Annotated in this window: 16 protein-coding genes; 3 read left to right on the top strand and 13 right to left on the bottom strand. The window is 66.7% G+C overall.

All coding sequences use genetic code 11. The features are described 5' to 3' along the window. Nucleotides 1-11 precede the first annotated feature (11 nt). On the top strand, nt 12-902 hold the full coding sequence (locus LY44_RS08820) for a LysR family transcriptional regulator (RefSeq protein ID WP_055210326.1): 891 nt from the start codon (nt 12-14) through the stop codon (nt 900-902). Here the strand turns inward: LY44_RS08820 and LY44_RS08815 are convergent. From LY44_RS08815 to LY44_RS08795, 5 genes are all read right to left on the bottom strand, one after another. Next, nucleotides 896-4,396: a translocation/assembly module TamB domain-containing protein gene (locus LY44_RS08815; RefSeq protein WP_055210328.1), complete on the bottom strand. Its 3,501-nt coding sequence runs from the start codon at nt 4,394-4,396 to the stop codon at nt 896-898. The two genes, LY44_RS08820 and LY44_RS08815, sit on opposite strands and share 7 nt — an antisense overlap. Next, nucleotides 4,396-6,192: an autotransporter assembly complex protein TamA gene (locus LY44_RS08810; protein ID WP_223230711.1), complete on the bottom strand. Its 1,797-nt coding sequence runs from the start codon at nt 6,190-6,192 to the stop codon at nt 4,396-4,398. The genes LY44_RS08815 and LY44_RS08810 overlap by 1 nt, the downstream gene beginning before the upstream one ends. A 107-nt stretch (nt 6,193-6,299) precedes the next feature. Further along, nucleotides 6,300-6,830, bottom strand: coding sequence for an isopentenyl-diphosphate Delta-isomerase (locus tag LY44_RS08805; RefSeq protein ID WP_055210332.1), 531 nt, complete (start codon nt 6,828-6,830; stop codon nt 6,300-6,302). A gap of 115 nt (nt 6,831-6,945) precedes the next feature. Further along, nucleotides 6,946-7,440, bottom strand: a complete 495-nt coding sequence (gene secB / locus LY44_RS08800) for a protein-export chaperone SecB (protein WP_055210334.1) — start codon at nt 7,438-7,440, stop codon at nt 6,946-6,948. Nucleotides 7,441-7,489: 49 nt separating this feature from the next. Beyond that, entirely contained in the window at nt 7,490-7,981 is a 492-nt protein-coding gene (locus LY44_RS08795; protein WP_055210336.1) for an FxsA family protein, read from the bottom strand. Between the two features lie 110 nt (nt 7,982-8,091). Here LY44_RS08795 and LY44_RS08790 point away from each other — a divergent pair, with 110 nt between their 5' ends. Next, nucleotides 8,092-8,751, top strand: a complete 660-nt coding sequence (locus LY44_RS08790) for a Tim44/TimA family putative adaptor protein (RefSeq protein WP_055210338.1) — start codon at nt 8,092-8,094, stop codon at nt 8,749-8,751. A 6-nt stretch (nt 8,752-8,757) separates the two neighbouring features. Next, entirely contained in the window at nt 8,758-9,357 is a 600-nt protein-coding gene (locus LY44_RS08785; protein WP_055210339.1) for a Smr/MutS family protein, read from the top strand. Here the strand turns inward: LY44_RS08785 and LY44_RS08780 are convergent. From LY44_RS08780 to LY44_RS08745, 8 genes are all read right to left on the bottom strand, one after another. After that, nucleotides 9,354-10,451 carry an alpha/beta hydrolase gene (locus tag LY44_RS08780; RefSeq protein ID WP_160320036.1) on the bottom strand — a complete coding sequence of 366 codons (1,098 nt, stop codon included), beginning with the start codon at nt 10,449-10,451 and terminating at the stop codon, nt 9,354-9,356. The genes LY44_RS08785 and LY44_RS08780 overlap by 4 nt on opposite strands. Before the next feature lie 45 nt (nt 10,452-10,496). Further along, nucleotides 10,497-11,798 carry an ATP-dependent protease ATPase subunit HslU gene (hslU, locus tag LY44_RS08775; RefSeq protein WP_055210343.1) on the bottom strand — a complete coding sequence of 434 codons (1,302 nt, stop codon included), beginning with the start codon at nt 11,796-11,798 and terminating at the stop codon, nt 10,497-10,499. Then, nucleotides 11,795-12,352: an ATP-dependent protease subunit HslV gene (hslV, locus tag LY44_RS08770; RefSeq protein WP_055210345.1), complete on the bottom strand. Its 558-nt coding sequence runs from the start codon at nt 12,350-12,352 to the stop codon at nt 11,795-11,797. The genes hslU and hslV overlap by 4 nt, the downstream gene beginning before the upstream one ends. 111 nt (nt 12,353-12,463) lie before the next feature. Continuing rightward, entirely contained in the window at nt 12,464-12,784 is a 321-nt protein-coding gene (gene trxA, locus LY44_RS08765) for a thioredoxin (RefSeq protein WP_013065783.1), read from the bottom strand. 52 nt (nt 12,785-12,836) lie between these two features. Next, the gene (gene addA / locus LY44_RS08760; RefSeq protein ID WP_055210347.1) at nt 12,837-16,202 is read right to left on the bottom strand and encodes a double-strand break repair helicase AddA; all 3,366 of its coding nucleotides are present in this window, start codon (nt 16,200-16,202) and stop codon (nt 12,837-12,839) included. Further along, the gene (addB, locus tag LY44_RS08755; protein WP_055210349.1) at nt 16,199-19,132 is read right to left on the bottom strand and encodes a double-strand break repair protein AddB; all 2,934 of its coding nucleotides are present in this window, start codon (nt 19,130-19,132) and stop codon (nt 16,199-16,201) included. Before addB ends, addA begins: the two co-directional genes overlap by 4 nt. Next, entirely contained in the window at nt 19,119-19,811 is a 693-nt protein-coding gene (locus LY44_RS08750) for a nucleotidyltransferase family protein (RefSeq protein ID WP_055210351.1), read from the bottom strand. The genes addB and LY44_RS08750 overlap by 14 nt, the downstream gene beginning before the upstream one ends. Further along, nucleotides 19,787-20,788 carry an aminoglycoside phosphotransferase family protein gene (locus tag LY44_RS08745; RefSeq protein ID WP_055210353.1) on the bottom strand — a complete coding sequence of 334 codons (1,002 nt, stop codon included), beginning with the start codon at nt 20,786-20,788 and terminating at the stop codon, nt 19,787-19,789. Before LY44_RS08745 ends, LY44_RS08750 begins: the two co-directional genes overlap by 25 nt. Nucleotide 20,789: the final 1 nt, after the last annotated feature.

The raw sequence follows: 20,789 nt of genomic DNA, 5'->3' as shown, positions 1-20,789 counted from the left end.
GGAGCGCATACATGACCCTGCCCAGACGCTATATTCCCTCGGTCTCGCTGCTCGCCGCCTTCGAGGCGGTCTGCAGGCTGGGCTCGACCGCCGCCGCGGCGCGGGAATTGTCGCTGACGCAGGGCGCGGTCAGCCGTCTGGTGCAGAACCTCGAGGGGCAATTGGGCGTGCAGCTCTTTCGGCGCGAGGGACGGCGGTTGATGCCGACCGAGGCGGCGCAGGCCTATGCCCGCGACGTGCGCAAGGCGCTCGAGCTGATCGCGCGGGCCTCGCTCGGGCTGCGCGCCAATCCGGGCGGGGGTGTCTTGAACCTGGCGATTCTGCCCACTTTCGGCACGCGCTGGCTGGCGCCGCGGCTGGCCGGTTTTCTGGCGGAAAACCCCGGCGTGACGCTGAACCTTGGCACGCGGCTGCGCCCCTTCGATTTCGCCACCGAGACCTTTGACGCCGCGATCCATTTCGGCACCCGGCCCTGGCCCGATGCCGAGCAGATGCTGCTGTTCGAAGAACGCATCCTTGCCGCCTGTTCCGACGACTTCGCCCGCAGCCATCCGATGCGGCGGCCCGAAGATCTGCTCGATCAGTCTCTGTTGCAGCTGGAATCGCGTCCGAATGCCTGGACGGCCTGGTTCGCGCATCACGGGTTGCAGGCGCCCGCGACGCGCGGGATCATGTTCGACCAGTTCGCGCCGATGATGCAGGCCGCCGCGCATGGCGTCGGCATCGCGCTTCTGCCCGAATTCCTTGCCCTGCCGGAAATCGCCGAGGGACGGCTGATCCGCACCCCGGGCGAAGCCGTCTCGGGCGTTGGCGCCTATTATCTGGTCTGGCCCGCGGGGGTCACGCCCTCGCCCGCGCTGGTGGCGTTCCGCGACTGGATCGGCCGCGCCGCGGCTCAGTAATCCTTTTCGAAAAACACCCCGAGCGAACTGTCCCCCGCCGAACCGACCGAGGCCTTGGCGGTGATCTGCTTGGTGATGTCGAGGTTGAGCGTCACCTCGGCCTGACCGGAACTGTCCACCGACACGTCGGAATAGACGTTCTTTGCCAGATACTTGCCCGCTTTCACCGTGGCATTGCCGCTGTCATCGGTGCCGACGTCCAGATCATCGAGGCCAAAGCCCTGCCGCAGCTTCGACACGATCCCGTCGCCGCCCTTGCCCGCCAGCGTCGCCACCGCCGAGGCCAGCTGCGCCGCCTGCAGCGGCGAAAGCGTCGTCAGCCCCTTGTTGAACAAAAGCCGGGCCAGAACCTCTTCCTCGGGCAGATCGGGCGCGGAAGTGATGGTCAGCCTGGGCTCGGTCGCCGCGCCCTCCAGCGTCAGGGCAATGTCCAGATCCTCCTGCGAGGTGGTCGCCTGGAACATCACCCAGGGCACCAGCGCCCCTTGCAGCGCCACCTGCCCTTCGGTCAGATCGAAGCGCTTGCCCAGCACGTCCAGCCTGCCGCGGATCAGGCTGAACTGACCGACCGGCACGATCTGCGCCGTCGTGCCGGTGACCCGCAGCTGCCCGCCCAATTCCGCATCCAGCCCGCGACCGCGCACGAAGATCTGTTGCGGCGCCGAGATCGTCACATCAAGCGCAATCGCCCTGCCGCCACCCTTCGCCGCTTTGGCGGTCTCGACCAGGCCCGCGCGCAGCCGCGTCTGATGCACCGCGCCGGGTTCATGCCGATGCGTGATCGCCGGGATCGCCCCGGCGCCGCCCAGCCCGCCCGCGGGAATCCGCAGCTCGGTTTCCTCCAGCGTCAGCGCGCCGGAAATCCGCAGCGCGCCGGTCAACCCGCCATTGATCGCCAGCTTGCCACTGACGCGGGTGTCGTAAAGCTCGGGGTCGCGCAGCCGGGCGCGGTCAAGCACCAGCGCCAGCTTCGCCGGGAAGGGTCCGGTCAGGCCCACCGGCCCCGAGAGCGAGAGCCCGCCGCCCCCCGCGAAACTGCCCTGACCCGAGAGCTGCGCCGTGCCGTTGGCCAGTTTCGCCTGCAGATCGACATCGCTCAGCGCCTGCCCCAGGGTCGGGGCCGCCACGCGCAGGTTCGCGCCCATGACCTGCCCGGACAGCGCCGCAAGCCCCGGCTTGCCCTTCAGCGCCAGATCGAAGGTCAGCGGCCCCTGCACCGATTGCGGCTCAAGGAAACTGTTCGCCAGCGCCGTCTCGGCCCGGCCGGAAATCGCCAGATCGACGCTGGAGGCATCGGCGGCGATCGTGCCCTTGACCGTCGCCTGCGTGCCGCCCGGCCCGGTGCCGCGCAGATCCAGCCCGTAGCGGGCGCCCTGATCGGTCAGACTGCCCGAAATCGCCAGCGGCCCGGGAAAGCCGGGCGCCAGCAGCGCGACATTCGAAAGTCTGGTCGACAGATCGAAGACCTTCGGCTGATCCTTGCGCGGCTTGGCCGAGGCCGAAAGCTGTGGCGTCGAGAGGCTCAGATCGGCCAGATGGAACGCGCCGTCCGCCTGCAGAAGGTTCAGGGCGAACTGGCTCTGTCCCGCCAGAATCCGGTTCAGATCGGTCTGCGGCAGGGCCATGTTCCGCCCCGTCCCGCTGACCGAGATCCGCCGCGCATTGAGCGGCCCGGTCAGCTTCGCGTCGAAGGCCACCGCGCCGCCGTAACCGGCGCCAAGACGCCCGAGATTTTGCGCCTGCAGCCGGGCCGAGAGCGTGCTGTCGCTGCTGCTGATCCTCCCCGAAGCTTGCAGCGACGCCCCTCCGGCATCAGCCGCAAGCTGGCGCAGGGTCAGGCCCTTGTCATCGCGCGCCGCCGAGAGGAGGATCTTCGCCTTTCCCGCCAAAAGCGCATCGGCCTGCGCCTGATCCAGATGCAGATCGGTCGCGTCAAGATCGGCTTCGGCGTCGAACGCGCCGCTGGAAAGCACATAGCGCCCCTGAAGATCTGCCGAAACAGTGCCGGAAAGGGCGCGGCCCGCCAGCGCGGAGAGGCTTGCCAGCTTGCGGTGATCCGCCTCGAGGTGACCCGAAACCGCCAGATCCTCGCCCAGCGCGAAACGGCCGCGGGCGGTGAAATCGCGGCTGCCCAGGGTCAGGCCGGGCACGGTCAAGGGGTGCCCCTTTTGCCAGTAGAATTGCAGCTTGCCCGAGATAAAGGGGCCCAACGCCTCGGCCAGGGCCTTGTCTGCGGGGGCGATTCCGGTCGCGATCAGGGTCAAGGCCCCGCCTACCGTCTGCGGCCCGATCCGGCCCGACCCGGACAGGCTGAGCCGGTCGAGCAGGTCGGCGCCGCGCGCAAGCCCGGTCAGGTCGGAGACCAGGCTCCAGCCCTCGCCCGTCGCACGGTCGTAGCGCAGCTTCACCTCACCGCCGCGCAGGCTGATCGGGTCGCCGGAAAGCGGCAGCACCACGGGTTCACCGGTCTCCAGCCCCAGCTTTGCCGTCAGATCGAAGCGATCGGGCAGGCCGTCGGGGCGCAGATCAAGCCCGCCCGACAGGCTGACCGCCTGCCCGCGCAGATCCAACTGGCGCAGCCGCAACATCCCGGTGGTGCTGCGTTCGCCCAGAAAATCCAGCCGCGTCTCGGGCCCGAAGAAGCCGCGATAGGCCTCGGGCAGCAGCGCCGCGACATCGCCGCCAAGGCTGGCCGCGACCGTCCGGACGTCGTTCTTGCCGCTCAGCGCCACCGTGCCGGTGATCCGCGACACGCCCGCGGTGCCCAAAAGCACATCGGCCTTGAAATCCTCCAGACTGCCAAGCCCGCTCATCGACAGCGTCAGCGACGGCCGCCCCGGCAGGCCGATCAGCCCCGAGGCGATGCCGTCCTGCGCCTCGGTCAGAAGCATGTCGAGAAGCAGCGCCCGGCTGTCTTCGACATAGCTTGCCCGCAGTGCAAAGCGCCCCTTCGGCCCGTCGGTGCGGGTCGCGGCCAGCTCGGTTTCGCCATCCCCGCCCGACAGCCGCAGCGATCCTTCCAGCTGAAATTCGGCCGCCTGCCCCAGAACGGGCGCCCCCAGAATCAGCTTTTCCGCCTTGACAGAGCCGATTTCGACCGCGACCGGCAGCTTCGGCAGGGAAAACGGCTTCGCCTCGGGCGGGGTTTCCTGCGGCGGTGCCACCGGCAGACGCGGCAGCTCGATCTCGGCGGCCGAGAGTTCCTCGACCGAGATCTTGCCCAGAAGCAGCGCCGCCCTGTCCCATGTCACGGCGCCATTGCGCAGCGTCAGCCAGACCCCCTGATCATCGGCGATCGTCAGCGTGTCGAAACTGGCCCGCGAGGACAGCGCCCCGCGGAACCCTTCCAGCCGGATCTCGCGGCCGGTGCCGGACAGATTGTCCTCGATCAGCCCGGTCAGATAGGACCGGTCCCGTTCGGTTTGGGCCGGGTCCGCCTCCTGCGCCAGGGCGGGAAGCGGAAGCAGAAACAGAAAGACAACCAGCCACCGCATCAGAATGCCTGCCCTATGCCAAGATAGAGTTGCGGGCCGTCGCCCGTGCTGCCATCGACCGGCGCGGCGACATCCAGCCGGATCGGACCGATCGGCGTTCTGTAGCGCAGCCCAAGGCCCGCGCCGGAATGCCAGTCGCCGTCATGGCCGAAGAAATCCGAGGCGCTGATGTAGCCCGCGTCATAAAAGGCGACGACGCCGATCTTCTCGGTGACGCCCGCGCGCAATTCGGCCGAAAGCCCGACAAAGCGGGTGCCGCCGGTGTGCAGCGTGCCGCCCTGCAGTTCCTTGACGCCCAGCGCCTGATAGGGTTGCCCGCGCACAGTGCCGCCGCCACCGGAATAGAACAGGTAATCCCGCGGCGTTTCAGCCAGATCAGAGCCGAAAACGCCGCCGATCTGCGCCCGTCCGGCCAGCACGAAGCGGTCATTGGCGCCAAAGCCGCGATAGGCGCGGAAATCGCCCTGCAACCGCGCCCCGGATCCGGTAGTGCCAAGGCCATAGAAGGGCATCAGATCCAGCTTCGCATAGCTGCCGCGCGTCGCATCGGCGGGCATATTGCGGTTTTCCCAGATCGCCGACATCGGAAAGGTGATCTGCCGATAGATCAGCTCGCCCGCGCCATCCTCGATCTTCGCCCATTCATAGCCGATCCCGGCCTCGGCCGAGAGTTTCGCGCTGAAGATATGGCTGAGCCCGAAGCTGAGTCCGTAGCCGCTCAGGGTGTAATCATCTTCATGGGCGCGGGCGATTTCGGTTTTCAGAAAGGCCGCGGTGTCGGGCGAGAAGGTGGCGGGCCGGTCCAGCCGGGCGCCGAAACTGTAATCGGTGCCGCCGCTGCCGACGCCGACGCCCGAGACCTCGGCCTCCAGCCGCAGCTTTTCGCCGCCGCCCATCAGATTGCGGTGCAGCCAATAGCCCGAGAGCTTGCCGCCATCCGAAGTCGAGACCTCGGCGCCAAAGCCGAGACGGCGCAGCTTCGCCTCGACCACGGTCAGCTCGCCGTCCAGCAACCGACCGTCGCGCAGGGTATCGGCTTCGGTCAGCGTCACCGCGCTGAAGATGCCGGTGCGGCGCAACCGGTTGCGGACCTCTTCGAGCGCTTCGGGCGAGAAGACCTCGCCCGAGGGAAACCCGGCGATCTTTGCAAGACGGGCGCTGCGCAGCCGCTCGTTGCCGGTCATCTGCAACGTGCCGAACCAGGTCTGCGGGCCGGGATCGAGCGCGATCTCGGCGGCCAGCTCCTGATTGCGGTGATCGGCGGTGATCGTTTGCCGCGCCACCGCGGCCTTGGCATGGCCCGCGTCGCGCCAGGCCGAAACACCGTTTCCGGCGGCGGCAACGATGGTCGAGGACCGCGCCACCTCGGTCACGCGAAAGCTGGGCGGCACCCGCGTCTCCGGGGCCAGCGGGCCGATCGCGGCGCGGGAAAACCGGAACACCGGGCCGGGATCGACCCGGATTTCGACCTTGCCGATGCGGGCGGGCGCATCCATCGGCGCGATATTCGCCGCCTCGCGCCCGTCGATCAGGATCGAGACCGTGCCGCCATAGCGGCCCTCGTCGTAAAGCGCCCCGATCAGCCGGGCGTAATCGGCCCGCGCCGCGCCGAACAGATCCTGCGCGTCGGCCTCCTTGTTGCCCGCCGCCTCGCGCGACAGCGACACCTGGGCCAGCGCCTTCGACAGCGCCGAATCGGGCGCCGAGAGCTCGAGCCGGAATTCCGTCTCGGCCGACGCCATGCCGGCGCAGGCGGCAACAAGAACGATCACGCTTGCGGACAGACGCGCTGACACCACCACCCCCCGGTCAATACGGGGTGAATGATGCAGCTTTGCGCGCGGATTGCCAGAGCCAGCTTTGCCGGGCGGTCGGTTTTTGCCGTTTTCCGCGGTCGCACCCGTCAGCCGCGCAGGATCGATCCGAAAATCCGGTCAAGATGGCTCGACAGATAGATGTTCAGCCATTTCGAGAACCGCTCGGGGTGACGACCGGCCTCGGCCGCCAGATCGTAAAGGCCGATCCAGCGCACCTCGGCCACTTCGCGGGGATCGGGGGTGATCCGCATATGCGGTTTGGCATAGGCCAGATAGATGTCGACCACCTCATGTTCGATCATGCCGCCGCCGACATCGGCGCGATATTCCAGCCGGTCGGCATGGGCGGGATAAAGCCCGGTGATCCCCAGCTCCTCGCGCAGACGCCGCACGGCGCATTCCTCGGGGCGTTCCGTCCAGCCCGGATGGGTGCAGCAGGTGTTCGCCCAAAGCCCCGGCGAGTGATATTTCTCCTCGGAGCGGCGCTGGATCAGCACGTTTTCGCCATCCATGACAAAAACGGACACCGCCTTGTGGCGGAGCCCTTTCAAATGCACCTCCAACTTGTCCACCGGAGTCAGTCTGTCACCAACCCAGGCGGGTATAAGCTCACTCATGTGACCGACCCGAAAGCAAAAGCCATCGCATTTTGAATGCGATGGCCTGCGGTGTCAGCGGGTCACCTTGTCCCTGAGGCAGGTTGACGCGTTGGCGGTTTCAATCTTGGGTTGATCAGTTCACCAACGCTTCACTTGCCTTTTGCGCCTCGGCGCGGCGGGCAAGCTCGGCCCGATAGAGCGCGACGAAATCGACCGGATCGAGGTTGAACGGCGGGAAGCCGCCATCGCGCGTCACATCCGAGACAATGCGCCGCACATAGGGGAAAAGCTGGCGCGGGCATTCGATCAGCAGGAAGGGATGCATCTGATCCTCGGGCACGCCCTCGATGTGGAAGATGCCGCCGTAGTCGAGCTCGAGCAGGTAAAGCGCCGAATTCGTCGCCTTGTTGGTCGAGGTGATCTTGAACTTGGTGATCACCTCATACTGATGCTCTGCCGGGCGCTTGCGGGCGTCGAGGCTGACCTGCACCTGCATTTCCGGCTGCACTTCCGGGCTTTGCAGCCCGTTCAGCGCCACCGCATTCTCAAACGACATGTCCCGCACGAATTGCGCGAGGATGCTCATTTTCATCTGCGGCTGGGCCGCCTCGTTCGGGACTTCGGTCATGGGTCACTCCAGGATATCTGCAATCTTCTAGCATCGCGGGACCGCTGTCTCAATGGCGTGTCCAGCCCGAGTTCCCCTTGATCGACGGGTTTTTCGGATCGACTTCCTGAAAGTCGCCGTCGATCACCTGCCCCGGATCGGCGCCCGGCCGGGGCGGTTGCGCCATCGTGCCGAAGCCCTGGCCGAAGCCCTGCACCACCACGCGTTTCGACAGCCGCGCGATCAGCAGCCTGCGCACCGGCGGCACGAGCAGCAGCAGCCCGAAAACATCGGTCAGCAGCCCGGGCAGAATCAGCAGGCCCCCGGCCACGAGGATCAGCGCCTCCTCGGCCAGCGGCACGGCCGGATCGCCGATCCCTGCCATCGCCTGCCGCAGCCCGGCCTGCGCCCGGTCGCCCTGCGCACGCAGCACGGCGATGCCCAGCGCCGCCGTGCCCAGAACCAGTCCCAGCGTCGGCCACAGCCCCAGCCGTCCGCCGATCTCGACGAAAAGACCGATTTCGATCAGCGGCCAGGCGATCAGCAGGATCAAAAACCACATTGTTACCTCCAAAGGTGGGACAAGGGCGTCGGTGGACTTGAACAAAGCGCTCCCTTACATAAGTGGGAGAAGCACACGTTCCAATCGTCAACATCGCCGCGGAAAAGCCCATGAGCCCAGCACTGTTCCAGTTGATCGTTCTTGCCGCTATCGCGATCTTCCTGATCTTGAAGCTAAAGAGCGTTCTGGGCACCCGCGACGGCTATGAAGATGAGCCGATGCCCGTCGAAGCTCCGGGGCCGCGCGGTCCCGACCGCTTCGAAGTGATCGAGGGCGGTCCGGATAATGACATCATCGACCATGTGACCGAGGGCTCGGATGCCGCGGTGGCGCTGGCGCAGATGAAGCGGGTCGAGCCGTCGTTCAATGTCGGCGCCTTCCTGCAGGGCTCCAAGATGGCCTATGAGATGATCCTGATGGCCTTTGAACGCGGCGATCTCTCGCCGGTGCGGCGGTTCCTCGCGCCCGAGGTGCTGGAGGCCTTCGAGACCGCGGTGGCGGATCGGCAACGGCAGGGCTTGACGGTCGAGGCGAATTTCCTTGGCCTGCGCGAGCTGACGCTGACCGAAGCGACCTTCGACGCAACCTCGCGCGAGGCGGAAGTGACGGTGCGGTTCGGCGGCGAGCTGATCTCGGTGGCGCGGGATGCGACCGGCCAGATTGTCGAGGGCGATCCGAAAACCCCGCGCAAGCAGCGCGACAGCTGGACCTTTGCGCGCGTCATGGGCAGTTCCGATCCGAACTGGCAGCTTGTCGCCACGGGCGGCTGAGCCAGGATGCGACGGCGGCGGCTGCTTTCGGCGGAAGATCGCGATCTTTGGGAAAAGGTTGCCGCAACGACGCAGGCGATGCACCGTCACGCGCCTATTTCGGCCGGGACAGAGCCTGATCCGGCGCATGCCCCCCACCACCCGCCGAAGAAGCCCCGCTTCGAGATGAAGGATTTCCGCGTCGGTCAGCAGGCGCCGGAATTGGCCTGGCGGCTGGATCTGGCGCCCTCGATCTCGGACCAGCTGCAGCGCCAGACGATCGTGATGGACCGCAAGACCCACCGGGAAATGAGCCGCGGCAAGCTGGAGCCCGAGGCGCGGATCGACCTGCACGGCATGACCCTGTCGCAGGCGCATCCCGAACTGAGCCACTTTCTGCTCTCCGCGCAGGACCGCGGCTGCCGTCTGGTGCTGGTGATCACCGGCAAGGGCAAGCGGGGCCTTGATGACGGGCCGATCCCGCAGCGGCAGGGCGTGCTGCGCCATCAGGTGCCGCAATGGCTGCGCCTGCCGCCGCTCGGCGCGGTGGTGATGCAGGTGACCGAGGCGCATCTGAAGCACGGCGGCTCCGGCGCCTATTACGTCTATCTGCGGCGGATGCGTTAATTCCCGCCGCCCAGCGCGGTGATCGGTGACAGCACGATCCGCGTCGCCTCCTGCACCGTCAGCACCACCCCGGTTGCCAGATTGCCCTTGCCGGTCTGTTCGCCTTCCAGCATCTGCGCCAGCTGCCCGGTGCGGCCCAGCATGCGGATCAGCGCGGGGTTGTTGGCCACGTTGAAATGGCCGTCCGCCGTCGAAAACGCCCCGGTGTCGATCATCGTCACCTTCAGATCGGCCACCCGGCTGATATCTTGCAACGTGCCCAGCCGGTCACGTTCCCCCGCGATCTTCGAGGACAGCCGCAGCGCCTTGTCCTTGCGCGAGGTGAAGATGACGAAGGGCTGCGGCAAAGCCCCGATGGTGCGGGCCTGTTCGCGGAACATGTCGACATCGATGTCGGGCGAGATCAGCAGAACCCCGGCCAGATGCGAAAACGTCTCTGTTTCGCCTGAAAGCGCGATGTCGCGCAGGGTTTCCATCGTCACCGAAGAGCCCATCGAATGGCCGACAAGCAAAATCCGCTTCGCCCCGGCCCGTTCCAGCTCGCGCAGGGTCTGGCGCAGACCGTCGCGGGCGAAAATCGCGGAATCGCGGTCATAGGCATAACCCAGCACATGCCCGCGCGAGGGCCAGGCGTAATAGACGAGCGTCCTTGGCAAGTCGAAATCGACGCCCATCTGCGCCAGACGATACAGCCCCTCGGCAAAGGTGTTGTTGAACCCGTGCACGAAGACCACCGCCTCGCCGCCGCTGGCTTTCAGGCTTTGTCGCAGCTCGGCCTGAAACGCCGCCGGATCGGGGTAGTTCTTCGACCCGGCCAGAAGGAAATCCTTTTGCGGGTCGATCCTGCGGCCCTCGAGCGGATAGTGCAACTGGCCGGTGCGGCGGTCGGGCGGCACCGACACGAGGAACCGCGCCCGTTGCAGGGTCTCGCTGCGGCTGATGCCGAATTCCGCCCCGGTTTCGGGATCCAGTCCCCGGGTCGAGCCGACGAACACCGGCCGGACATCGGCGCTTGGCTCCGGCGTATAGGCAAGCTCTCCGCGCGGGGCGCAGCTGACCAGGGCGACGAGGGCGGCAATGACAAGAACACGCATCTGCATGTCGGGGAGGATAGCACAAGCCTCCCCGATCACCAGAGGTCAGAGCACGTAGCGGCTCAGATCGGCCGATTGCGCCAGACTGCCCAGATGGCGTTCGACAAAGCCCGCATCCACCGTGACCTGATCGCCCGAACGATCCGGCGCGGTGAAGGACAATTCCTCGAACACCCGCTCCATCACCGTATAAAGCCGCCGCGCGCCGATGTTTTCGACCGAGCGGTTCACCTCGGCGGCGATCCGGGCCAAGGCCGCGATGCCGTCGGGGGTGAAATTCACGGTGACTTCCTCGGTCGCCATCAGCGCGGTGTATTGGCGCGTCAGCGCATTGTCGGTCTCGGTCAGGATGCGGACGAAATCTTCCTCGGTCAGCGGCCGCAATTCGACCCGGATCGGCAGACGCCCCTGCAATTCCGGCAAAAGATCCGAGGGCTTGGCGATATGAAACGCCCCCGAGGCGATGAACAGGATGTGATCGGTCTTCACCGGGCCGTATTTCGTCGAAACGGTGGTGCCTTCGATCAAGGGCAGCAGATCTCGCTGCACGCCCTCGCGGCTGACATCGGCGCCGCGGGTTTCGGCCCGGGCGGCGACCTTGTCGATCTCGTCCAGAAACACGATGCCGGACTGGCTGACCGCCTCAAGCGCGGCGGTCTTCACCGCCTCGTCATCCAGAAGCTTGTCGGCTTCCTCGGAAATCAGCACCTCGTAGCTTTCCGAGACGCTCATCTTGCGCCGGGTCTTGCGGGCGCCGCCGAAGGCCTTGAACAGATCCTGCAGACCTTGCATCTGCAGTTCCATGCCGGGATTGCCCGTCATCATCTGTGGCGCCGAGGCGGTCTCGGCCACTTCGATCTCGATCTGCTTGTCGTCCAGCTCGCCATCGCGCAGCTTGCGGCGGAACATCTCGCGGGTCTGTTCGCGCGCATCGGTCCCGGCCAGAACCTCGATCACCCGATCTTCGGCAGCCTTGTGGGCGCGGGCCTTGACCTCCTCGCGCATGCGTTCGCGGGTTTCGACCATCGCCACGTCCACAAGATCGCGGATGATCTGTTCCACGTCGCGGCCGACATAGCCGACTTCGGTGAATTTCGTCGCTTCCACCTTGAGGAACGGGGCTTTTGCGAGCTTGGCAAGCCGTCGGCTGATCTCGGTCTTGCCGACGCCGGTCGGCCCGATCATCAGGATGTTCTTCGGGTAAACCTCTTCGCGCATCTCGGGCGAGAGACGGTGCCGCCGCCAGCGGTTGCGCAAAGCCACGGCGACGGCGCGTTTCGCCTCGGCCTGGCCGATGATGAAGCGGTCGAGTTCCGACACGATCTCGCGCGGGGTCAGGCTGGTCATTTCGAGATGCTCTCCACGGTCAGATTGCCGTTGGTGTAAACGCAGATGTCGGCGGCAATCGCCATCGCCTTGCGGGCAATCGCTTCCGCATCAAGGTCGCTGTCCATCAGCGCCCGCGCGGCCGCCAAGGCATAGTTCCCGCCCGAGCCGATCGCCGTCACGTCATGTTCGGGTTCCAGCACGTCGCCCGCCCCGGTGATGACGTAAAGATCGGCGCCATCAGTGACGATCAGCATCGCTTCCAGATTGCGCAGGTATTTGTCCATGCGCCAGTCTTTCGCCAGCTCGACACAGGCGCGGGCCAATTGCCCCGGCGCGGCTTCCAGCTTTTTCTCCAGCCGCTCCAGCAGGGTAAAGGCATCCGCCGTCGATCCGGCAAAGCCCGCCACCACCTCGCGCCCGCCGGGGGAAAGCCGTCGCACCTTGCGGGCGGTGCCCTTGATCACCGTCTGACCCAGGCTCACCTGGCCGTCGCCCGCCACAACCACACGCCCGCCCTTGCGCACGCCGATGATCGTCGTGCCGTGCCAGCCGGGAAATTTCTCGTCGGTCATCTTGCCCTCCGTTTGCGCAGATATGTGCGGGGAGCGCACGGCTTGCAAGATGACCGAATGCGCGCATGCAAAAGGGCGCCCGAAGGCGCCCCGAAGTCGATGGTGCAGCGATCAGAGCGAGGCTTCGATCCAGGCCTGCAGCGCGGCTTTCGGCGCGGCGCCGACCTTGTTCGACACGACCTGACCGTCCTTGAACAGGAACAGCGCCGGGATCCCGCGCACGCCCAGCGCCGCCGGGCTGTCGGGGTTTTCGTCGACATTGACCTTGACGATCTTCACCTTGCCGGCCAGCTCGGTCGACAGGTCTTCCAGCGACGGGCCGATCATCTTGCAGGGGCCACACCATTCCGCCCAGAAATCGACGACGACGGGCAGATCGGATTGGCGCACTTCGGCGTCAAAGGTGGCATCGGTGACGGCGACGGTAGCCATGGGATTCTCCAGATTGAGGGTTGAGGGAAGCTAGGTCTGGCCCGGCCGCGCGTCAAGATGCTGTGGCGGAAAGCAGGGCTTCCTCCAACAGGGTGTCACCCAACGGCATGACCGCGCCGGTCTCGGTCCAAAGCAGGAAGCATTCGACCGTCCGCCCCGGATAGATCTGCCGCAGCGCCGCGCGATAGGCCGCCATCTGCCGCGTCAGCCCCAGCGGCACCTCGGCCGCGGTGTTCGGCACGACGGCGTTCGACTTGTAATCCAGCACCCGGATGCGGTCGGGCCCGATCTGCAACCGGTCGATGATCCCGTGCAGCCGCTGCCCGCCCAGCTCCGGCAGCTCGGCGGTCAGCTCCACTTCGGCAAGCGTGTCGGGGCCAAGGAACCCGGCCTGTTCGACCGCCGTCAGCACCTGACGCGCCCGGGTCAGAAGCGCGTCGATTTCGTCGGGAAAGGCTCTGTCACTGCCGAAACCAAGCAGCGACTGCGCCAGATCCGGCCAGGTTTCCGACGGCGCTTGCGGCAGATGTTCCAACAGCAGGTGCAACTGCCGCCCGCGCAGCATCGCCGCTTCGGTCGAAAGCTCCGCCGTCTCCCCGGGCAAGGCCTTCGGCCCGCCCAGATCCGACGCCGAGAGCGCCTTGGCCGCTTTCGGCACGGCGGAAACGCGGTCCCGTGCCCAATCGGGCAGATCGATCCGCACCACCTCGGCGGCCCCGACCGGCGTGCCATTTTCCGGCCAGTCGCCATGCGCAAACCGCAAGACCGGGCCCAGCGCCTGCAAGGGTTCCGAGAGCGCCGAAACCGTCTCTGTTCCGGCCGATCTCATGCCTTCGGACACCAGCTGATGCCAGCTTTCGGCGCCGTCCTCCTCGTCGCCCGCGGTGGCGACGATCAACCATTTCTCCGCCCGCGTCATCGCCACGTAAAGCAGCCGCAAGCGTTCATGCCTTTGCCGCTCCAGAACCTCGGCCTGCGCCTGCGCCAGCACGGGCGGCAACGTCGCCGCGGCGGATTTCCAGAACGGGATGCCCTCGGCCAGCAGCAGCTCGCCGCGCTGCGAATTGCGCAGCTTCGCGGTGTCGGGCAGGATCACGATCGGCGCCTCGAGCCCCTTCGAGCCATGCACCGTCATCACCCGCAGCGCGGTGCCGGTACTGTCGGACTGCCGCTTGATCTCGATCTCGTCGGCGCCCAGCCAGACCAGAAAGCCGGTCAGGCTGGGCACTTCGGTCTGTTCATAGGCCAAAGCCTGCGCGATCAGCGCGTCGATCCCCTCCTCGGCCTCGGCGCCCAGCCGCGCCACCAGCCGCTTGCGGCCCTCGTGCCGGGTCAGAAGCCGCTCGATCAGATCATAGGGCCGCAGGAAATCGGCCCGATCCAGAAGATCGCGCAGAACGGTCAGCGTCGCCTCGTCGCCCGCCTCGCGCAGCGCCGCCCAAAGATAGCCCTTGCGCGGCTGCGCCAGGCGGAAAAGCCGGTCCTCGCTCCAGCCAAACAGCGGCGATCGCAGCGCCTCGGCCAGCGACAGATCGTCCTCGGGCGTGGCCAGAAAGGCCAGAACAGAGACGATATCCTTGACCGCAAGCTCTCCGCCAAGCTTGAGCCGATCCGCCCCCGCAACCTCCAGCCCCTGCGCCTTGCAGGCGAGGATGATTTCGTAAAACAGCCCGGACCGGCGTTGCACCAGGATCAGGAAATCCCCCGCAGTGACCGGCCGCGGACCGTCGCGCCCCGGAAGCTGCACCCCGGCATCCACCATCGCGCGGATCTCGGCGGCAATCGCCCGGGCCAGCACGACAGGCGCGGTATCGGCGCCGGGCCGGTCGACGGGATCGTCCCACTCCTCCGGTTCGGTCTTGTCGGGCTTCGGCACCACGGGCCAAAGATCGACCCGGCCAGGAAGGCTGTCGCGAAAAGCCAGATGCTCGGGGGCCCCCCCCAGCGCCAGCGCGGGATCGCCGCGGAAGGTCAGGTCGACCAGCCGCAGGATCGCCAGCGACGAGCGGAAGGAATGCAGCAGCGCCGCATCCTGAAGCGGGCGCGAAATCGCCGCGAATTTGGCAGAAAACAGGCTCTTCATCGCCTCGAAATGGGTCAGATCGGCGCCCTGAAAGGAATAGATCGACTGCTTGCGGTCGCCCACCACAAAGATCGTGCGGCGGCTGTCCCGCGCCCCGTCGCCCGAGGTGAATTCGTCGGCCAGCCGCTCGATCACCCGCCATTGCCCGGGCGAGGTGTCCTGCGCCTCATCCACCAGGATGTGATCGATGCCGCCATCAAGCCGGAACAGCACCCATTGCGCCACGGAGGGATCGGACAAAAGCGCCCCGGCGCGGTCGATCAGGTCGTCGAAATCGAGCCAGCCGCCCTGCGCCTTTTTCAGCGCCAATGCGGGCAGCAGAACCCGGGCGAAGGCCTGCAGCGCCAGCGTCCGGGAAAGCGCCGCAAGGGCATTTTGCTGCTCTTTCGCCCAACGCACCCGCTCGGCCATCTCAAGGAAGTCCTCAGCAAGATCGGGACCGAAGGCCTCGATCGCACCTTTGGTCAGAAGCTTGGACGACACGCGACTGCCATCCTTGACGAGACAGAGATCGGCAAGACGCGCCAGATCCAGCGGCCCCGGCGCCAGCAGATCAAGCTGCGACAGCTGCGCCGCCAGTGTTTTCATCGTCGCCGATTGCGTTTTCAGCAGCGGAATCGCCGCGGCAATCACCCGATCGGTGCCGGGCAGAAAGACCGCATCGGGCAGGGTCTCGAGGCGCAGATCCGGGTCCAGCCCCAGCGCCCTGCGCAGCTCCGTCTCGGTCACGCGCGGCGAAAAAGCGTCTCTGTCATGGCTGATTTCCGCGACCATCCCGGTCAGATCGGCGCCGGTGAAAGCCTGCAGGAAACGGTCGAAAACCGGCCTGTCGGGGCCAGAGGCGATCTCTTCCAGAACCTCCTCGCGCATCCGCGCGGCGGTGCGGTCATCAATTTCGGCAAAGCCGTGCGAGACCCCGGCTTCAAGCGGAAACCGCCGCAACAAGGCGCCGCAAAAGGCGTGAATGGTCTGGATTTTCAACCCGCCCGGCGTTTCGATCGCCTGCGCGAAAAGCCGCCGCGCCCGGGCAAGGCTTTCCCCGTCCAGCGGTCCACACTCGCCCAAAGCCGCAAGTTGCGCCCGCAGATCGGCATCGGGCAGCATCGCCCAGTCGCCAAGACGCTTCAAAAGCCGGTTCTGCATCTCGGCCGCGGCGGCCTTGGTATAGGTCAGGCACAGAACTTTTTGCGGCTCTGTTCCGGCCAAAAGCAGCCTTGCGACCCGATCGGTCAGCACCTTGGTCTTGCCCGATCCGGCATTGGCGGCCAGCCAGGTCGAAGCCGCAGGATCGGCGGCCTGAACCTGCCGTTCGCTGGCGGGGTTACGCTGGGTCATCCCACATCCTCCGGAACCGGCACATCGGTGATATCCCATTCGCCGAAGCGGGACAGGTGGTCATAATCCCCGATGTCGCGGCTCATCTGCATCGCCCGCCGGGCGGCGAAGCCCTGCGACCGTTCAAGATAGCGCGCGATGAGCCCCTGCAGCCGGGTCCAGGTCTGCTCGACATCGTCGCGACCAAGGGCCAGCATGCGACATTCGCCGCTGCCGCCCAGATGCACATAGCTCATCCCCGCAACCTGCCGCGGCCCGATCTGGGCAAAGGCGCCGCGTTCGATCATCGCCGCTTCCAGCAACAGCTGCTTGTCGAAATGCCGGACCTCGGCCTCTTTCGGGGGGGAGCCGGATTTGTAATCGTAAACATGCGCCGTGCCGTCATCGTGCAGATCGATGCGATCCGGCCGCGCCGTCAAGGTGAACCCCGGCGGACCAAGCTCGATCGAGGCCGAGGTCTCGATCACCGCCGGCGTCGCCTCCGCGCGCCGCTGCGCTTCCTGCGCGACCAGCTGCGGGGCGATCCTCAGCAGCCGGTGCAGCCAAAGCCGTTGCGTCGAAGGCCAGGGGATCATCTCCTGCAACACCGTCTCGGCAAGGTCGGAGAGGTGTATTTGGCTTTGTTCGAGACTGATTGCCGGATCGAACCTCTCGACGAACAGCTCGACGACACGATGCAGGGCCTCGCCGCGCAGACGCGGATCCGGACCGGGTTTCAACGGATCCAGCGGGCGCAGGCGCAGGATTCGCGCGGCATAGATCGCATAGGGATCGCGGATCAGCGTCTTGATCGCGGTCACGGGAAGCTTGCGCGGACGCGCTTCGGCCGGAGGACAGGGCGCGGGCCGGGCTGCGGGCGCCACGCGTTCCAGGGGCAGATCAAGCTGGGAGGCCAGGTCAAGAAACCGCTGCCCCCGCGCCCGCATCTGCGCCAGCGCCTCGGGGCCTTGCGCCGCGGTCAGCCCCCCCGCAAGATTGAGCAACCGGTTCAACCAGCGCGACGGCACGGTTTCCGCCTCGCTGTCACGACGCGCGCGCGACAGCACGACTTCGGGCGCCGCAATCGCCTGCTGGAAGTCATGCGCGGACAGGCCGATCTGACGTTCCGGCAACAAAAGACCCGCGTCAAGCCGCATTTTCCGGCTGAGCCAGGGATCGGGCGACGGCGCCTCGGGCCAGCTTTTTTCATTCAGACCGGCAAGAATGACCACCTCGGCCCCATGCGCCCGCGCCTCGAGCGTGCCCAGAAAAGTCACAAGCGGATGCGCCGCAAGGGTCGAGCGCACCTGACCCTCTTGCAAAAGCGTGTCGATCAGATCGGCGAAATTCGCGGAACTCACGCAAAGGCCGGTTTCGTCTTGTGCGGCAAGATCCGCGAGAGTTCGAAACGCCGCCTGACCGGCCTCGCCCAACCAGAGTTCGCTTGCCGCGACGGTGCCGCCCGGCCCCGCGGCAAAGCCGTCGAGAAGGCCAAAAAGCGTCTCTGACCATGCTGAAATCGGTTGATTTCCACCGCCAGGAACCGCGTCGATCAGGGCCGCCAGCCAGTGGCACCATTGCTGGCGCTCGGGATCTGCGGTTCCGCCCCAGCTCCGCACAGCTTCGGCATCCGGAAAGGCGGGGCCCTTGCGACGCAAAGACAGTTCGAATTCCCGCGTCAGCCGCAAATGCGCCCCGCGCAGCGCCGACCCTGTCGCCACCAAAGGATGCTTGAGGATGACAAGCAGGCTTTCCATAGAGATCTTGCGCCCGAGCAGCCGCGCAAGATGCCGGATCAGACGGCCGGGCGCAGTCAGCTGCAGCGGTTGACCGGCGGAATCGTCGGGAACAATCGACCAGCGGTCCAATGCGGCCGCGACGCGACGGGTCAACATGCGGTCCGGGCTGATCAGAGCCGCCTTTTTCCCCCGGAACACCGCCTCACGCAGAACCAGCGCAATCGCCAGCGACTCCTGCCGCGGATCGGCGGCCTCGATCAGCGTCATCTGTGCGCAGGCGGCGGGCAGATCCGAGAAGGCCTGCCCCTCGCGCATCCATTGATCGGTGACCGGCGCGGGCCGCAGCGCCAGCGAGACCAGCGCATTGCGCCCGGGCGCCTCCGGCGGCGTTTCGGTCCAGCGGGCCACCTGAGCGGGCGCAAGCGAAAGCCCGTCCAGCAAGGCGCGAAAACGAAATTGCGGGTGATCCTCGCTCGGAATTGGGCCGGAACAGAGACTGTTCCATGCCATCTCGGGCATGTCGAAATCGAAGCCGGGCAAGACGAGAACGCCCCGCGGCAAAGCGGCGACCGCCTGCATCAGAAGCCGCGTCGCCCCGCGTGAACCGGTGGAACCGGCCAGGATGACGCGGTCCTCGGTCGGATTTTCGGCCCAGATCCGCGCCATCGTCTCGACGACACGCCGTTGCCGCCCCTCGGTGTCAAGTTCGGTCTCGAAATAGCGTGCCACGATACGGATGAAGGCGAGGCTTTGCCGCCAATGTTCCGCATGCGAGGCCTGAATGTCGAGCCGTTCGAAAACCTCGGGATGCACGCCTTCGCTTTGCATCTCGGCCAGCAGGGCCAGCAGGCTGTCGGTCAGGCTGAAGACGCCGGATCCGGTCTCGAAGCCGGGCAGCCCCCGGGCGAGCCGATCCACCAGACAGGCCAGTTCCAGCTTGCGGCGCAGCGCGGGCACCGGCGCGGGCAGCCCGGGCATCGGCAGCCGGGCCAGATCCGAAATCAGCTCGATCCGGGGCAGAAAGCGGGTGCCAAGGCTGTCGAATTCCTCGCGGACACGTCGGCTCATCCGCCCGGCGTTGAGGATCAGCCGCACCCGGGCCATCGCCTCGGGCGGTTCATCCCGCATCCGATGGACAAGGCCCCGCACCAGGTCGCGCGCGAAATCGACGCCGGGCGGCAGGGCGAAGACATGCGGTTCAGCGAGCGGCATCTGACAAAAGCCCCTCGGCCAGCGAAATGCACTCGGGGCGGCCGACGTCACACCAGCCGCCGGGATGCACCACGCCATAAGCGCGCCCCTCGGACAGGATCCGGTTCCAGAGCAGATTGAGCGAAAAGACCGGGTCCGGAATCGTCTCTATTCCGGCCGGATCGATGATTTGCGCCCCGGTATAGACATAGCCCGTGCCGCGGCTGATCCGGCCATCGGGCGCCAGCGCGAAATCCCCGGCGCCGGTGTATCCCAACGCCGCCTCGCGCGGGACAAGCGCCAGAAGGGCGGACATCCGATCGCCGTCCCAGGCCCGGGACAGCGCGCCGAGCACATTCGGTCCGGTCCAGACCGCATCGGTGTTGAGGGTGAAAACCGGCCCGGGACCAAGAAGCGGCAGGGCCTTGCGCAGCCCGCCGCCCGTTTCCAGCAGAAGATCGGTTTCGTCCGAAACACGGACCCCGGTTCCGGCCAGATGCGCAAGGATCTGATCGGCGCGGTAATGCGCATTGGCAACGATGCGTCCGACCCCCGCCGCCCGCGCCAGATCGAGCGCATGGTCCAGGAGCGGCCTGCCGGCCACCTCCAGCAGCGGTTTCGGCCGGTGCAGGGTCAATTCGCGCATCCGCGTGCCAAGACCGGCCGCGAAAAGCATCAACGCATCGGGTGTTGACCGCATTGCCGTCTCATCCTTTCCAGAAGCGCCGCATCGGGCGGCAGCAGCGCTTGTGTCACCACCGCGCGCAGCGGCGCAAGGGTGTCGTGGGCCAGATTGCGCTGCAACTGGCCCCAGACCCGCGGGATCAGATCGACGTAACCGGGCTTGCCCCCCGCGAGACAGAGCCGCGCGAAGATGCCAAGGATGCGCAGCGCCCGTTGCGCCCCGACCACGGCGAAGGCCTGCCCGAGGTCCGCCGCATCCAGCCCGCGCCCGGCGGCGTAACGGTGCAGTTCGGCGGCAATGATGGCGGGCGAGACGTCGCGGCGGGCGTCTTGCAGCGCGGAGACGAGGTCGTAAGCCGGATGGGTGGCAACGGCATCCTGAAAGTCGAGCAGGCCCAGACGCGCGGCGCCACGGCGTTCGGGCAACCAGATCACGTTTTCGGCGTGGAAATCGCGCAGCGACAGAACCGGCGGCAGCGGCGCAAGGTCCTCGCACAGGCGGGTGACAAGGGGCGTGATCGCCTCGGCCGCGGCGGCGTCGCCAAGCGGATACCAGTCACGGGCCAGCGACACGAGCGCGCCAAGACCCGTCGCATCAAGGCGGGGAACGAAGTCTGGCGGCGGCAGGCGGTGCAGATCGAGCAGGAAATCGGTGATCGCGGCGTAGTGCCCGGGCTCGGCTTGGGGATCTTGCCGCAACAGCCGGGCAAGCTGATCGTCGCCGAAATCTTCAAGCAGCATCAGCCCGGTATCAGTGTCGAGACCGAAAATCCGCGGTGCGGAATAGCCCTGCGCCAGCAGCCAGGCGTCGATGCGTTGAAACCGCCGCATTTCCTCGCCCGGCGGGGCGATCATCAGAACGGCGGTGGTGTCGCTGCGATGCAGCCGCTCATACCGGCGGGCCGAAGCATCCCCGGCGAGGGGGCGGCGCGCGGCCTCGGCCCAGCCGAAACGGGTCAGGAAGGCGGAGATTTCGGGCTCGGTCGCGGCCATG

This window comes from Rhodobacter capsulatus, assembly GCF_003254295.1.
Lineage (GTDB): Bacteria > Pseudomonadota > Alphaproteobacteria > Rhodobacterales > Rhodobacteraceae > Rhodobacter > Rhodobacter capsulatus.
This window is presented reverse-complemented; position numbering and strand designations above follow the sequence as displayed.